The following is a 14478-nucleotide window of genomic DNA, read 5'->3' as shown; positions in this document are numbered from 1 at the left end:
TGCGCTAGGTGTGACCCCGCTTACACCGCTGAACACTTCTAGAATAGTGTTCACCCATGGGCACCCCGCTACGAGTCATTCAATGGACCACCGGCAACATCGGCAAGCGTTCCCTGTACGCCATCATCGGTCGCTCGGACCTGGAACTGGTCGGGGTATACGCCCACGGCGCCGACAAGGTGGGCGTGGACGCCGCGCAGCTGGCCGGCTGGCCCGAGCCCACCGGGGTCGAGGCCACCAACGATATCGACGCCCTGATCGCCCTGAAGCCCGACGCCTGCTGTTACAACCCGTTGTGGCCGAACATCGATGAACTGGTCCGGCTGCTGGAGGCCGGGGTGAACGTGTGCTCCAGTGCCGCCTGGATCACCGGCGGCAAGCAGTCCCCCGAGAACCTTGACCGCATCAGGAAGGCCTGCGCGACAGGTAATTCCACCATTTTCGGCAGCGGCGCCCACCCCGGCATGACCAATATGGTGGGCATGGTGCTGTCCGGCTCGTGTGAGCGCGTCGACGAGATCCGGATCACCGAATCGGTGGACTGTTCCACCTACGAATCCGCGGGCACCCAGTCGGCCATGGGTTTCGGCCAGGACCCGGACACGCCGGGGCTGGCCGAGAGCGTGCGGGCCGAAAGCGAAGTGTTCGCCGAGTCGGCCGCGATGATGGCCGACGCGATCGGCGCCCAGCTGGACCGGATGACCTTCGATGTCACCTTCACCGCCGCCACCGGTGACACCGACTTGGGATTCATGCAGATTCCCGAGGGCACCGTCGGCAGCGTGTACGGCTATCACCGCGGCTGGGTGGGCGACCGCAATGTGGTCAGTGTCGGGTTCAACTGGACCATGGGCGACCACGTGACGCCGCCGAAACCCCTTGAGCACGGCCATGTCATCCAGGTGTTCGGGCTACCCAACATGCGCACCGTGCTGCACTGCCTGCCGCCGAAGGACTGGACCGAGCCCGGCTTCATGGGGCTGGGCATGATCTACACCGCGCTGCCGGTGACCAATGCGGTACCCGCGGTGGTGGCCGCCCGCCCCGGCATCGTCACCCTCAAGGACCTGCCGCCGATCACCGGCCGGTTCGCGGGTTGATCACTCGGCCAGGCTGACGCACGCTCCCACCGCACCGCCACCGACGTGCACGCCCAGCACCGGGCCCATGTCGGACACGGTGAGCGACTCGAGTTGCGGCAGCCGTGCGGTCAGTGCCGCACCGAGCTCGGCAGCATCGTCGTGGTTGTCCACGTGATGCACTGCGATCGAGGCGCCACGCTCCCCCACCATCTCGGCGATCGAATCCACCATCGCCGCATGCGCTTTCGATACGGTGCGGATCCGCTGCGCCAGCACCAGCCGGCCGTCGACGTCCAGGCGCAGCAGCGGCTTCAAGGACAGCGCGGTGCCCAGCCAGGACACCGCGGTACCGATCCGGCCGCTGCGGCGCAGGTTGTCCAGCCGGTGCACGACGATGAAGACTTGACCGCGTGGGACCGCCGCCCTGGCCGCGGCCTCCACCGCATCCAGCTCGGCGCCCGACGCCGCCGCGCGGGCGGCGGCCAGCGCCACGAAACCGATACCCATTGCGGCTGATCGTGAATTCACCACGCGCACAGCGGAACCGAATTCTCGGGACGCCGTGACCGCGGTGCTGAAGGTACCCGACAGTGCTGCCGAGATGTGCACCCCGACCACCCCGTCACCGTCGCTGTCGACCAGCGCCTGTCGGTATGCCTCGGCGAGGTCGGCGGGTGAGGCCCCCGAGGTCGTCACCTGGCTGCGGTCGTGGATATCGTTGGGCATGGGGTCGATACCGTCGCGCAGATCGGTTCCACCGACCAGCACATGCAACGGCACCTGACGGATGCGCCAGCGCTCCAGGTCCGCTGCGGTCAGCCGTGCCGACGAATCGGTCACCACTTGGACGGTCATGCGCCGGCGGATGGGCCCGGCTGATATGCCCCGGCTTCGGCGAGACCCTTGAGCATCAGGTCGGCCACGGCGGCGTGCGCCTCGAAGTTCCAGTGGATTCCGTCGGGGTTGCCCTGACCGCTGAGCACGTACTCCCCCACCGCGGCCTTGAGGTCGACGATCGGGACCTGCTTGGACTCACCCCACTCGGTGATCGCGGCCGCGGTGGCGTCGCGCCAGCGGTGCGAGCGACCGTAGGTGTCGGCGATGTGCACCGACGGGATGGTGGCCACCACGGGAATGCCGGGGCGGTTGAAATCGATTGCGGCCCTGGTTTGTTCGAGATACTCGACGCTGAGGTGCGCCGGCAGCGCGGGACGGGCCACCGAGGAGAATCGCGGCTGCAGCCAGCCGTACCCATCACGGGCCCAGCGCCGCAGCCAGGGCGGTCGCACGTAGCGGATGAGCTCGCGCAGCGCTGTCGGCAACGGCGAGGGCAGCGAGTCCATTCCGCAGGTGGCGAAGATGACCGCACCAGCGCGGGGCAGCGCCGCCCATGAGCGCGGGTCCTGGGTGGCGGCCCACCATACGTCGCGGCAGGTCCAGCCGATCCGGCCGATCAGCTCGACATCCCAACCAAGTTGTTCGGCAACGATATTGGGCCAGATCCGCGGATCGTCGGCGGGCAGGCCGCCGGTCGGGCCGTAGTAGGACAGCGAATCGCAGAACACCAGCAGCGTGCGCCGTGGCGACTCAGAGGACATCGTTGGCCACCTGCGCCGAAGCGTTCCACACGTCGAGGCGCCACTTGACCGCGTCGTCGACGATGTGCCCGGACAGCTGCACCCAGCTGGCGTTACCCATCCCGCCCAGCACCGGCCAGTTGTCGACGGGCAGCCCCAGCAGGGCAGCGGCCAGCGCGGCGATCAGCCCACCGTGGGCGACCAGCACCACCGGGCGATCCGATCCGTCGGCGCCCCATTCGGGTTGGGAGGCAAGCAGTTCGGCGACCACCGGCAGGCTGCGCTCGGCGACGTCCACCCGGCTCTCGCCGCCGTGCGGCGCCCACCGCGCGTCATCACGCCAGGCCACCCGGGCACCGGGTGCGGCGGCATCCACCTCAAGGTGAGTCAGGCCCTGCCAGTCCCCGAGGTGGGTTTCGCGTAACCGCTCATCGATCTGCACCCCGAGCCCGGACCGGTCGCCCAGCGTGGTGGCGGTGTCCAGCGCGCGGCGCAGATCCGAGGACACGATGATCAACGGCTGCCGTTTGGCCAGCACCTCGGCGGCGGCGACCGCCTGCTCACGCCCCAGTTCGCTCAGGTCGGTGTCCAGCTGGCCCTGCATGCGGCTTGCGGCGTTGTACTCGGTCTGGCCGTGCCGCAACAGGACCAACCGGCGGATGGTCACTCCGGGCTCTCCACGTCGTCGGAAGCCTCGAGGTCGACGGGCACCAGCGGGCAGTCCCGCCACAGCCGGTCCAGCGAGTAGAACTCCCGCTCCTCGCTGTGCTGGATGTGCACCACGATGTCGACGTAGTCCAGCAGTGTCCAGCGCCCTTCGCGCGTGCCCTCCCGGCGGGCCGGCTTGTACCCGGCCTGGCGCATCTTGTCCTCGACCTCGTCGACGATCGCGTTGACCTGCCGCTCGTTGGAGGCCGACGCGATGACGAACAGGTCGGTGATGAACAACTGCCCAGACACGTCGATGACGACGATGTTCTCGGCGAGCTTTGACGCGGCGGCTTGCGCCGCGACGGTGGCCGCGGCCACCGCTTCCTGAGTGGCGCTCACTGGCGAGCCTCCTGTATCGATTCCCCGGACGTGGTGCTTCTGCCTGCCGAACCGTAGAGGCCGCGCTTGGAGACGTACTGCACCACACCGTCGGGCACCAGGTACCAGATCGGCCGGGACTGCTGCGCGCGCAGCCGGCAGTCCGTCGACGAGATGGCCAATGCGGGTACCTCCACCAGGGTCAGGGCGTGTTCGGGCAGTTCTTTCATGGCCTCGGCGATGTGTTCGCCGTCGAGTTCGTAACCGGGGCGGCTGACCCCGACGAAACGGGCCAGGGCGAACAGTTCCTCCCAGTTCTGCCAGGACAGGATCGAGGCCAGCGCATCGGCGCCGGTGATGAAGTAGAGGTCGGTGCCGGGATTGAGGGCAGCCAGATCGCGCAGGGTGTCGGTGGTGTAGGTCGCCCCGCCACGGTCGATGTCCACCCGGCTCACCGAGAACCGGGGATTCGCGGCGGTGGCGATGACCGTCATCAGATAACGGTCCTCGGCAGCAGTGACCTGCCGGTCGCGCTTCTGCCAGGGCTGACCGGTGGGAACGAACACCACTTCGTCGAGCTCGAACTGGTCGGCCACCTCACTGGCCGCGACGAGGTGGCCATGGTGGATGGGATCGAACGTCCCGCCCATCACCCCGAGCCTGCGTCTGGTCACGAAGAGCCAGCTTACGGGAGTGCCACCGTCACCTCAGCACGCGCCGAGGTCGACGTTTTGCCGGGACGCACTCGCACAAATCGGCCAGAAGGTGAGTTTGGGCGAACCTAGACCGGCAGCAGTGCGTCGATCACCGACGCCAGTTGTTTCGCAGACCGGCACTCGTGCATCGGGATGAGGTCCTGATACCGCGGCACCGCGGAGTCGCCGCTGCCCCACAGATGCTTGGGCTCGGGGTTCAGCCAGTGGGCATGCCTGCTGGCGTTCACCATGTGGGCGAGAAGGTCCGATTGCGGGTTGCGGTAGTTGTTGCGCCCGTCCCCGAGGATCAGCAACGAGGACCGCGGCGAGAGGGTGTTGGGGAAGTTGTCCATGAACGACACGAACGCGTGCCCGTAGTCGGAATGCCCGTCGCGGGTGTACACGCCGGCCTCACGGGTGATGCGTTGCACCGCCACCGCCAGATCGGCTTCGGGTCCGAACATCTCGGTGACCTCGTCGGTGGTGTCGATGAAGGCGAAGACGCGCACCCGGGAGAACTGCTGGCGCAGCGCGGCCACCAGCATCAGCGTGAAATGGCTGAAGCCGGCCACCGAACCGGACACATCGCAGAGCACCACCAGTTCGGGGCGGGCCGGGCGCGGCTTCTTGAGCACCACCTCGATGGGCACACCGCCGGTGGACATGGATTTGCGCAGCGTCTTACGCAGGTCGATCTGGCCGGCGCGGGACCGGCGCCGGCGCGCGGCCAGCCGGGTGGCCAGGGTGCGGGCCAGCGGCTGCACGGTCTTGCGCATCTGGCGCAGTTGTTCGCCTGAGGCACGCAGGAATTCGACATTCTCGGCCAGTTGCGGAATCCCGTACATCTGCACGTGCTCGCGGCCCAATTGCTCGGCGGTGCGCCGCTTGGTCTCGGCCTCGACCATCGTGCGCAACTGGGAGATACGTTGCGCGGCAACGGCCTTGGCGATCTGCTCCTGGGTCGGAGTGGGCTCCTCGCCGTACGGGGCGAGCAGCCCGGCCAGCAGCCGGCCCTCCAGCTCGTCCAGTGCCATCGCCTTGAGCGCCTGATAAGACGAATACGACGGCCCGCGACTGGAGTTGTACCGCCCGTAGGCCTCGACGATGCGGGCGATCATGGCCGCCAGGCGGTCATCCAGGCTTTCCAGGTCGCCGTCCGGACCGAGCATGTCGAGCAGCGCCGTGCGCATCGCCTCGATGTCTTCCGGCGGCAGGCCCTTGGGCGCACCATCGCCGGCCTCGTCCTCGTCCTCCAGCACGGTGCGGTCGCCGAGCGCGGCCGGCCACCACAGGTCGAACATGGCCTCGTAGGTGTCGCGGTGGTCGGCGCGCCGCAGCACCGCGCACGCCAGCCCTTCACGCAATGCGCCCCGGTCACCCAGGCCCAACTCGGCCAGCACCCGGCCGGCGTCCACGGTTTCCGACGGTCCCACCGAAATACCTGCGCTGCGTAGCGCTTCCACGAATTCCACCAGGTGCCCGGGGATGCCGTGCGGCGCCAGTGGCTGTGGTGGGCGGGTGCGTCGGGAAGTCATGGAATCGAGCCTCTCAGTTCAGTTTCAGCTCTCCGGCCGCTTTGAGTTGATCGGACTGGTGCTTGAGCACCACACCCAGGGTGGCGGCGATCATCTCGTCGTCGATGGTGTCCATCCCCAGCGCCAGCACGGTGCGGCCCCAGTCGATGGTTTCGGCGACCGAGGGCACCTTCTTGAGCTGCATACCGCGCAGCACCCCGATGACGCGTACCAGTTCGGCGGCGATCCGCTCGGGCAATTCGGGCACCCGGGACAGCAGGATGCGCCGCTCCAGGTCGGCGTCGGGGAAGTCGATGTGCAGGAACAGGCAGCGCCGCTTGAGTGCCTCGGACAGCTCACGGGTGGCGTTGGAGGTCAGCAGCACGAACGGCGCCCGCTCGGCCTTGATGGTGCCCAATTCGGGTACCGTGACCGCGAAATCGGACAGCACCTCCAGCAGCAGGCCCTCGATCTCGATATCGGCCTTGTCGGTTTCGTCGATCAGCAGCACGGTGGGGTCGGTGCGCCGGATCGCGGTCAGCAGCGGGCGGCTCAGCAGGAATTCCTCGCTGAACACGTCGGTCTTGGTTTGATCCCAATCGCCCGTGCCTGCCGTGCCGGCCTGGATGCGCAAGATCTGTTTGGCGTGATTCCACTCGTAGAGTGCGCGGGCCTCGTCGACACCCTCGTAGCACTGCAGCCGCACCAGCTCGCTGCCGGTGGTCTGGGCGACGGCGCGGGCCAGTTCGGTCTTTCCGACGCCGGCCGGGCCCTCCACCAGCAGCGGCTTGCCGAGCCGGTCGGCGAGGAACACCGCGGTGGCGGTGGCCTTGTCGGGCAGGTATCCGGTCTCGGCGAGCCGCGTGGCGACATCATCGATATCGGCGAACAGCGGGGCCGGGCGGGCGGGCAGGCTCATCGGGGTTCTCCTGTCAGGCGGGACGGGTCTGGCCGTCGCCCCACACAATCCATTTGGTCGAGGTCAGTTCGGGTAGGCCCATCGGGCCGCGGGCATGCAGTTTCTGGGTGGAGATCCCGATCTCGGCGCCGAACCCGAACTGCTCACCATCGGTGAATGCGGTCGACGCGTTCACCATCACCGCGGCGGCGTCCACCCCCTCGGTGAACCGTTGGGCGGCAGCCAGATCGGTGGTCACGATCGCCTCGGTGTGTCCGGTGCCGTACTCGTTGATATGGCTGATCGCACCGTTGACGCCGTCCACCACGGCAACCGCCATGTCCAGCGACAGGAACTCGGCGCGCAGCTGCTCCTCGGTGGGATCCAGATGCACCGTCACCCCGGCGTCCTGCAACGCGGTCACCAGCCGGGGCAATGCGGTGTCGGCCACCGCGCGATCCACCAGCAGCGATTCGGCCGAATTACAGACGCTCGGCCGGCGGGTCTTCGAGTTCAACAGGATCCGCTCGGCGGCGTCCAGGTCGGCGGCTCCATCGACATAGACGTGACAGTTGCCGACACCGGTCTCGATGGTCGGCACGGTGGCGTCGCGCACCACCGCGTCGATCAGCCCGGCGCCGCCGCGCGGGATCACGACGTCGACCAGGCCGCGGGCCTGGATCAGGTGCGTCACGCTGGCCCGGTCCGCACTGGGCAGCAGTTGCACCGCATCCATCGGCAGCCCCGCCTCGTACAGCGCCTCGCGCAGGGCCGTCACCAGCGCGGTGTTGGAGCGCGCGGCCGACGAGCTGCCCCGCAGCAGGACCGCGTTCCCCGATTTCAGGGTCAGGCCGAACGCGTCGACGGTGACATTGGGCCGGCCCTCGTAGACGATGCCGACCACGCCGAGCGGCACCCGCTGCTGGCGTAGTTGCAGGCCGTTGGGCAGGGTCGAACCGCGCAGCACCTCACCGATCGGGTCCGGCAGGCCGGCGACCTGGCGCAACCCGGCGGCGATGCCGTCGATGCGCTGCGGGTTGAGGGCCAGCCGGTCCAGCATGGCCTCGGCGGTGCCGGCGGCGCGGGCGGCTTCGATGTCCTCGGCATTGGCGGCGAGGATGTCGTGGGTGTGCTCCAGCACCGTGTCGGCGGCCAGCTGCAGGGCCCCGTTCTTGGTCTCGGTGCTCAGCGCCGCCAGGGTGCGGGACGCGGTACGCGCGGCGGTCGCGGCGTCATGCACCTGCCGGCGCAGATCCTGTACTTGCACACTCATTTGGCCAGGGTATCGGGCATCCCCAGGTCAGGCCTTGTGGGGGCGGCGTAGGTGCGCCACCACGACAGTGCCCGCAAGCCGGGCCGCACTCAACTGAACCGTCAACAGTTGCCGTTATAGTCGGCAGCCATGACAGCGCGACCGCCCGAAGGCGACTGGCTCGGCACCCCATATCTCAAGTTCGAGCGCCAGGGCCCGTTCGGCGTGGTGCGCCTGGACCGGCCGCAAGCGCGCAATGCGATGACGCCGGCCATGTACTTCGGCATCCGCTACGCCGTCAGCCACGTGGAGACCGACCCGGATCTGGCCGGACTGCTCATCACGGGAACCGGTGACGTGTTCGCGCCGGGCGGGGACCTGGGCGGCGGCGACGGCAGTGATGACTGGATGAAGTTCGGTGCGGCGCTGTCGATGGATGTGACGCCGTTCGAGACCCTGCGCCAGTCGGTCAAGCCGGTGGTGTCGGCGGTCAACGGCCTGGCCCAGGGCGGCGGCCTACAGATCGCGCTGTGCAGCGATATGGCGGTGGTCAGCGACCGCGCCACCTTCCGGGTGCCCGAACTGTTCCGCGGTATCGCCGACACCTACTACAGCCAGATGCTGGCCCGCCTGATCGGACCGGTCCGCACCCGGGACCTGATGTTCACCGGCCGGGTGCTCACCGCGCAGGAGGCTCTGGACTGGGGCATGGTGTCCCGGGTGGTGCCCCACGACACCCTGCTCGACGAGTCGCGGGAGGTGCTGGCACAGGTGTGCCGGACCGCCCCCGCGGCCCGCTCGGTGATCAAGTCCAGCCTGGACGGTTACATGGGCCTGTTCGACCGGATCGGGATGAAGGCCAGCTACAGCGGCGCCGAGGCGCGCCAGGGCTTCATCGCGTTCAAGGAACGCCGGTCCCCGGACTGGGTGCATCCGGACCTGCGGACCGACGGACGGCTCTAGCCTGAAGACACAGCAAAATCCGGTGCGGCGGGGATTCCGCCACCTAGACTCTGACGTCCAAATGGACAACCACAAACGGGTGGCCCTCTCGCGCGGCCTCTTCATCTTCACGGCAGTGGTGGCCGCGCTCTATCTGCCGTTCGCGCTGACCTACACATGGCCGCTGTTCAGCGCCGGCGCGCCGCGCTGGCAGGACGGCGTGAACACCGCAATCAACGGGCGCGGGTACGCGTTGGGCGACGGATCGGTCGACGCGGTCCGGCGCACCGCCTACGGCGAGCACCGGGTGGTGCTGTTGGTGCACACCACGTTGGGCGCATTGGCGTTGACGCTGGCCATGTTCCAGTTCTCGACGCGGATCCGGGAACGTTGGCCTGCGGCGCATCGGTGGACCGGCCGTGGCTACCTCGTGCTGATGACGGTCAGCATGCTGACCGCCCTGATCTTCCTCTACGTCACCCCGCCGGCCCGGCACTTCATCGGCCCCGCGTTCGAGACTCAGTTGCGCGGCCTGGCGGTGGGCACGCTCGCCAGCGCCTGGTATGCGCTCTACGCAATCCGCAAGCGCGACATGGTCACCCACCGGGCCTGGATGACCTACAGCATCGCCTTCATGCTGACGGCGCCGTTGTTGCGGTTCATCTGGATCGGAATTCAGCCGGTGGTCCCGCAACACGACCTGCTGACCAACATCGGTGTGGGCTCACTGATTCTCGGTGTGGTCGCACCCGGCGGCGCGGCGATCGCCTTCATGGCCGGCCAGCGACCCGAGTCTGATGATGCGGTCACCCCGGTGGAGCCTTGGAGGTACGTCGCGGCGGCGGCGCTGGCGGTGTTCGGTTCGCTCACCTACACGGGTCTGACTTCACGGTTGCCCGAACCGATCCCGCACTCCCTGGTCGCGTTCCACCTGGTGCCGGTGTGGATCAGCATCGCGATCGCGATGGCCGGTGTCGCCCGGGCCCGGGCGCGGAGCAACATCGCCCGGGAGCGGCAATGGCGATGGCTGCTCTGGGGTTTCGCCGCCGCCCCGTTGTCGGCCAGCCTGTATTCGCTGATCGTGCCACCCGACTTCACCATCGCGGATGCGATCATCGCCGGCGGAATGGACGGCGCAGCCATCCCGATCACCATCGGCTTCGCCGTGGTCGTGCGTGCCGCGGCGCGGCGTCGGGGTCGGGGCGAACCGCAGACGCCGGGCGCGATGGGCAACGCCCGCACGGAGCTGACCGATCAGGACCCGGCTCCCGCCGGGCAGCAATAGGCCGGCGTCAGTCCGCCGGCACCTCGCGTTCGATCTCGTCGAGCCAGATCTTTGCCGACATGTCCGAGGGGGCCCGCCAGTCCCCACGCGGGGACAGTGCGCCCCCGGCTGACACCTTGGGCCCGTTGGGCAGGGCGGACCGCTTGAACTGGCTGAACGAGTAGAACCGCTGCGCGAACACCGTCAGCCAGTGCCGGATCTGGGGCAGCGAGTACTCCGCCCGCTTGTCCTCGGCGATCCCGGCGGGCCAGTCCCCGCGGCCGGCGTCGCTCCAGGCGTGCCAGGCCAGGAAGGCGATCTTGGCGGGCCCGAACCCGTAGCGTAACGCCTGGAACAACGAGAAGTCTTGCAGGACATAAGGTCCGACCTTCGCCTCGCTGCTCTGGATTTCCTCGTCCTCACCGGTGGGCACCAGTTCGGGCGTGATCTCGGTGTCCAGTACCGACTGCAGGATGTCGTTGACGTCGGCACCGAACTGGCCGGAGCTGATCACCCACCGGATCAGGTGCTGGATCAGGGTTTTCGGGACACCGCCGTTGACGTTGTAGTGCGACATCTGGTCGCCGACACCGTAGGTGGACCAGCCCAGCCCGAGTTCGGACAGGTCACCGGTGCCCAGCACGATGCCGCCGCGCTGATTGGCCAGCCGGAACAGATAGTCGGTGCGCAACCCGGCCTGCACGTTCTCGAAGGTGACGTCGTACACCTTCTCGCCGCGGGCGAACGGGTGACTCATCTCGGCGAGCATCACGTCGGCGGCACCGCGAATGTCGATCTCCTCGAACGTCACCCCCAGCGCCTTCGACAACGCGACCGCGTTGCCCTTGGTGCGATCACCGGTGGCGTAACCGGGCAACGTGAACGCCAGGATGTCGCTGCGCGGGCGGCCTTCGCGGTCCATCGCCTTGGCGGCGACGATCAGCGCATGGGTGGAATCCAGCCCACCGGAGACCCCGATGACCGCCTTCGGGTAGTTCAGCGCGCGCAGCCGCTGCTCCAGCCCGGACACTTGAATGTTGTAGGCCTCGTAGCAATCCTGTTGCAGCCGTTGCGGATCCGACGGCACGAACGGGAACCGCTCCACCTCGCGGCGCAGACCGATATCGCCGCCGGGCGGGTCAAGGGTGTATTCGATCCGGCGCACCTGCCCGGCCGCGCGGTGATGGCGGGCATTGTCGTCGAAGGTGCCCATCCGCAGCCGTTCGGCGCGCAGCAGTGCGGTGTCCACGTCGGCCACACTGCGCCGCTCGCCCTTGGGGAAGCGGTCCGATTCGGCCAGCAGCACCCCGTTCTCGTAAATCATGGTCTGCCCGTCCCAGGCAAGGTCGGTGGTCGACTCCCCCTCCCCTGCGGCGGCGTACACGTAGGCGGCCAGACAGCGTGAGGACGCCGAACGGGCCAGCAGCTTGCGGTCGTCGGCGCGACCGATGGTGATCGGGCTGCCCGACAGGTTCGCCAGCACCGTCGCCCCTGCCAGCGCGGCCTGCGCGCTCGGCGGGATCGGTACCCACATGTCTTCGCAGATCTCCACATGCAGCACGAAGTCGGGCAGGTCGGTGGCGGCGAACAGCAGATCCGGCCCGAACGGCACGTCTGCGCCGTTGATCCGGATGGTGCCGCCGGCATCGTCGCCGGCAGCGATCTGGCGGCGCTCGTAGAACTCCCGGTAGGTGGGCAGATAGGACTTGGGCACCACACCGAGGATGACGCCGCGGTGGATCACCAGCGCGGTGTTGTACACCCGGTTGCCGTGCCGCAGCGGCGCTCCGACGACCAGGACCGGCAGGAGCTCGGCCGAGCCGGCCACCAGCGTGGATACCGCGTCTTCCACGGCGCCCAGCAGGGTGTCCTGCAGCACGATGTCCTCGAGCGAGTACCCGGACAGGGTCAGCTCGGGGAACACCGCCAGTCCGATGCTGTCCTCGTGACATTCGCGAGCCAGGCGCAGCACCGATTCCGCGTTGGCGGCGGGATCGGCCAGCGTGGTGTGGTGCGTGCACGCGGCGACCCGCACGTACCCGTGCCGGTAAGCGGAATAGAAGTCCACCCGGCCATTATCCCTATCCTGGATGAGGTGGAAGCCCCCGAACTCGTGTCTGCGTTAACCGGCCTGCGGTTGGCGGTGCTCACCGGTGCCGGAATGTCGACCGATTCGGGGATCCCGGACTACCGCGGTCCGGACTCGCCGCCGAGCAATCCGATGACCATCGCCCAGTTCACCTCCGACCCCGTCTTCCGTCAGCGGTACTGGGCGCGCAACCATGTCGGCTGGCGGCATATGGACGACACCAGGCCCAATGCCGGGCATCGGGCGCTGGCCGCGCTGGAGGATGCGGGCGTGGTGAGCGGTCTGATCACCCAGAATGTCGATCTGCTGCACACCAAGGCCGGCAGCCGCCAGGTGGTGAATCTGCACGGCACGTACGCCCAGGTGGTGTGCCTGGCATGCGGATACACCATCAGCCGCGCCGCGCTCGCCGGCGAACTGGAGTCGCTCAACCCCGGCTTCATCGAACGTGCCGAGCGGGTCGGCGGTATCGCGGTGGCACCGGACGCCGACGCCGTCGTCACCGACACGTCGAGCTTTCGTTATCTGGATTGCCCGCGGTGCGCGGGCACGCTCAAGCCCGATATCGTCTACTTCGGCGAAAGTGTACCGAAAGAACGTGTCGCACAAGCATATTCGTTGGTCGATGGGGCCGACGCGCTGTTGGTGGCCGGATCGTCGCTGACCGTATTCTCCGGGTACCGGTTCGTACGGCGCGCCGCGGCGGCGGGGATGCCGATCGCCATCGTCAACCGAGGACCGACGCGCGGCGACCTGCAGGCAACGGTCAAGGTCGACGGTGGGTGTTCGGAACTGCTGGCCCTGCTGGCCGGCGAACTGGCGCCGGCGCCGACCGGCTAGAACGTGCAGGGCATGGCGCGCACGGCGTGCACGAAGTTACCTGCCAGATAGGCTGGCTCCGCCGCCGCGATATTAGGTAGCTGGGTCAGCAGTTCCGAGAACAGCGCCCGCAACTGGGTGCGTGCGACGTGCGCGCCGAGACAGAAGTGCCTGCCGCCGCCGCCGAAGCCGAGATGCTGATTGGGCTTGCGGCTGAGGTCGAAACGCTCGGGCCGGTCGAACGCCTCGGCGTCCCAGTTGCCCGACGAGTAGAACATCACCACTTTCTCCCCCGCCGCGATCTGCCGACCGCCGAGTTCGACATCGACGGCGGCGGTACGCCGGAACGTCATCACCGGCGTGGCCCAGCGGACGAACTCCTCGACGGCCGTGCCGATCCGGTCGTCGAAATCGGCGAGTAGCCAGGCCCGCTGCTCCGGGAAATCGGTGAGCGCCTTGATCGCGTGGCTGGCCGTCTGGCGGGTGGTGTCGTTGCCCGCCACCGCGAGCAACACGAAGAACGCGGACACCTCGAAGTCGGTGAGCCGGTCCCCGTCGACCTCGGCATGCACCAGGGCGCTGATGAGGTCGGTGCCGGGGTTCTCCCGGCGTTCGGCGGCCAGCTGGCCGGCCACCTGGTGCAGGTACATCTGGGCTTCCATGAGCACCTCCAGCGGGTGCCGGCCGGCCAGGTAGACCGGGTCGCCCCAGGACACCAGGGCGTCGGCGGCGTGAGCCACCTTGTCACGCTCGGACTCCGGGATGCCGACCATGTCCGAGATCGTGCGCACCGGAAGCTGTTTGGCGCAGTGCTGCACGAAGTCGACGCCGCTGCCCGCGTCGGCCAATTCCGCCACGATCGCCTTGGCGTTGTTCTTGATCGAGGACTCGATGCGCGCCACCTGCCGCGGCGTGAAGGCGGAATGCACGAGCTTGCGGATCAACGTGTGCCGCGGGTCGTCCATGGCCAGGAATGACTGCGAGGCTTCCAGAAGTTCCTCGGGCACCGTCTCGAACAGCACGCCCTTACCGGACAGGAACGTGTCGCTGTCCCGGCTGATGGTGACGATGTCGGCGTGCCGGGTGACTGCCCAGAAACCTTTGTCGTTCGGATCTTCCATCAAGGCGTCCTCGACGGGTTTGTGCCAGCTGACCGGCCGCTGCGCGCGCAGCTGAGCAAAGGAGGCCTCGCGCTCGGCTGCGGTGCCTGCCCAGAACGCGCGCGAGGACAGGTCGATCGGATCGAAGGGGCGGTCGGTGACCTGCGATGTGATCGGTGACACAGTCATGCGGCTGACAATAAATCTAGACACTGTG

The 14478-nt window shown here is 68.1% G+C and carries 14 protein-coding genes; 4 read left to right on the top strand and 10 right to left on the bottom strand.

The genetic code is table 11. The features are described from left to right. Nucleotides 1-56 precede the first annotated feature (56 nt). Entirely contained in the window at nt 57-1100 is a 1044-nt protein-coding gene (locus tag ACXPWS_RS10035) for an NAD(P)H-dependent amine dehydrogenase family protein (RefSeq protein ID WP_458712295.1), read from the top strand. Here the strand turns inward: ACXPWS_RS10035 and ACXPWS_RS10030 are convergent, their stop codons facing one another. The 8 genes from ACXPWS_RS10030 to ACXPWS_RS09995 form a co-directional block, all read right to left on the bottom strand. Continuing rightward, entirely contained in the window at nt 1101-1937 is an 837-nt protein-coding gene (locus ACXPWS_RS10030) for a DegV family protein (protein WP_458712294.1), read from the bottom strand. Next, complete coding sequence (gene octT / locus ACXPWS_RS10025; RefSeq protein WP_458712293.1) at nt 1934-2680, bottom strand: diglucosylglycerate octanoyltransferase; 747 nt, start codon at nt 2678-2680, stop codon at nt 1934-1936. Before octT ends, ACXPWS_RS10030 begins: the two co-directional genes overlap by 4 nt. Beyond that, nucleotides 2670-3326 (bottom strand): glucosyl-3-phosphoglycerate phosphatase, encoded by a 657-nt coding sequence (gene gpgP / locus ACXPWS_RS10020; protein ID WP_458712292.1) that lies wholly within the window; start codon nt 3324-3326, stop codon nt 2670-2672. The genes octT and gpgP overlap by 11 nt, the downstream gene beginning before the upstream one ends. Then, entirely contained in the window at nt 3323-3709 is a 387-nt protein-coding gene (gene rsfS, locus ACXPWS_RS10015) for a ribosome silencing factor (protein WP_458712291.1), read from the bottom strand. The genes gpgP and rsfS overlap by 4 nt, the downstream gene beginning before the upstream one ends. Further along, complete coding sequence (nadD, locus tag ACXPWS_RS10010) at nt 3706-4338, bottom strand: nicotinate-nucleotide adenylyltransferase (RefSeq protein ID WP_458713478.1); 633 nt, start codon at nt 4336-4338, stop codon at nt 3706-3708. The genes rsfS and nadD overlap by 4 nt, the downstream gene beginning before the upstream one ends. A gap of 131 nt (nt 4339-4469) precedes the next feature. Further along, the gene (locus tag ACXPWS_RS10005) at nt 4470-5918 is read right to left on the bottom strand and encodes a vWA domain-containing protein (protein ID WP_458712290.1); all 1449 of its coding nucleotides are present in this window, start codon (nt 5916-5918) and stop codon (nt 4470-4472) included. A 13-nt stretch (nt 5919-5931) separates the two neighbouring features. After that, nucleotides 5932-6816 carry an AAA family ATPase gene (locus ACXPWS_RS10000; protein ID WP_458712289.1) on the bottom strand — a complete coding sequence of 295 codons (885 nt, stop codon included), beginning with the start codon at nt 6814-6816 and terminating at the stop codon, nt 5932-5934. A gap of 13 nt (nt 6817-6829) precedes the next feature. Next, entirely contained in the window at nt 6830-8068 is a 1239-nt protein-coding gene (locus ACXPWS_RS09995) for a glutamate-5-semialdehyde dehydrogenase (protein WP_458712288.1), read from the bottom strand. Between the two features lie 129 nt (nt 8069-8197). On the opposite strand from ACXPWS_RS09995, the gene ACXPWS_RS09990 reads away from it, so the two are divergent. Next, entirely contained in the window at nt 8198-9010 is an 813-nt protein-coding gene (locus ACXPWS_RS09990) for an enoyl-CoA hydratase/isomerase family protein (RefSeq protein ID WP_458712287.1), read from the top strand. A gap of 61 nt (nt 9011-9071) precedes the next feature. Beyond that, nucleotides 9072-10274 carry a DUF2306 domain-containing protein gene (locus ACXPWS_RS09985; RefSeq protein ID WP_458712286.1) on the top strand — a complete coding sequence of 401 codons (1203 nt, stop codon included), beginning with the start codon at nt 9072-9074 and terminating at the stop codon, nt 10272-10274. Between the two features lie 7 nt (nt 10275-10281). Here the strand turns inward: ACXPWS_RS09985 and ACXPWS_RS09980 are convergent, their stop codons facing one another. After that, nucleotides 10282-12321 (bottom strand): NAD(+) synthase, encoded by a 2040-nt coding sequence (locus ACXPWS_RS09980; RefSeq protein WP_458712285.1) that lies wholly within the window; start codon nt 12319-12321, stop codon nt 10282-10284. 27 nt (nt 12322-12348) lie between these two features. Between ACXPWS_RS09980 and ACXPWS_RS09975 the strand changes: the two genes are divergently transcribed. Continuing rightward, entirely contained in the window at nt 12349-13182 is an 834-nt protein-coding gene (locus ACXPWS_RS09975; protein WP_458712284.1) for a Sir2 family NAD-dependent protein deacetylase, read from the top strand. On the opposite strand, the gene ACXPWS_RS09970 is transcribed toward ACXPWS_RS09975, so the two are convergent. Further along, a complete protein-coding gene (locus ACXPWS_RS09970) occupies nt 13179-14450 on the bottom strand; it encodes a cytochrome P450 (protein WP_458712283.1) in 1272 nt (423 codons plus the stop codon). The two genes, ACXPWS_RS09975 and ACXPWS_RS09970, sit on opposite strands and share 4 nt — an antisense overlap. Between the last annotated feature and the right edge of the window lie 28 nt (nt 14451-14478).

It is taken from the genome of Mycobacterium sp. BMJ-28 (genome assembly GCF_054404835.1).
This window is presented reverse-complemented; position numbering and strand designations above follow the sequence as displayed.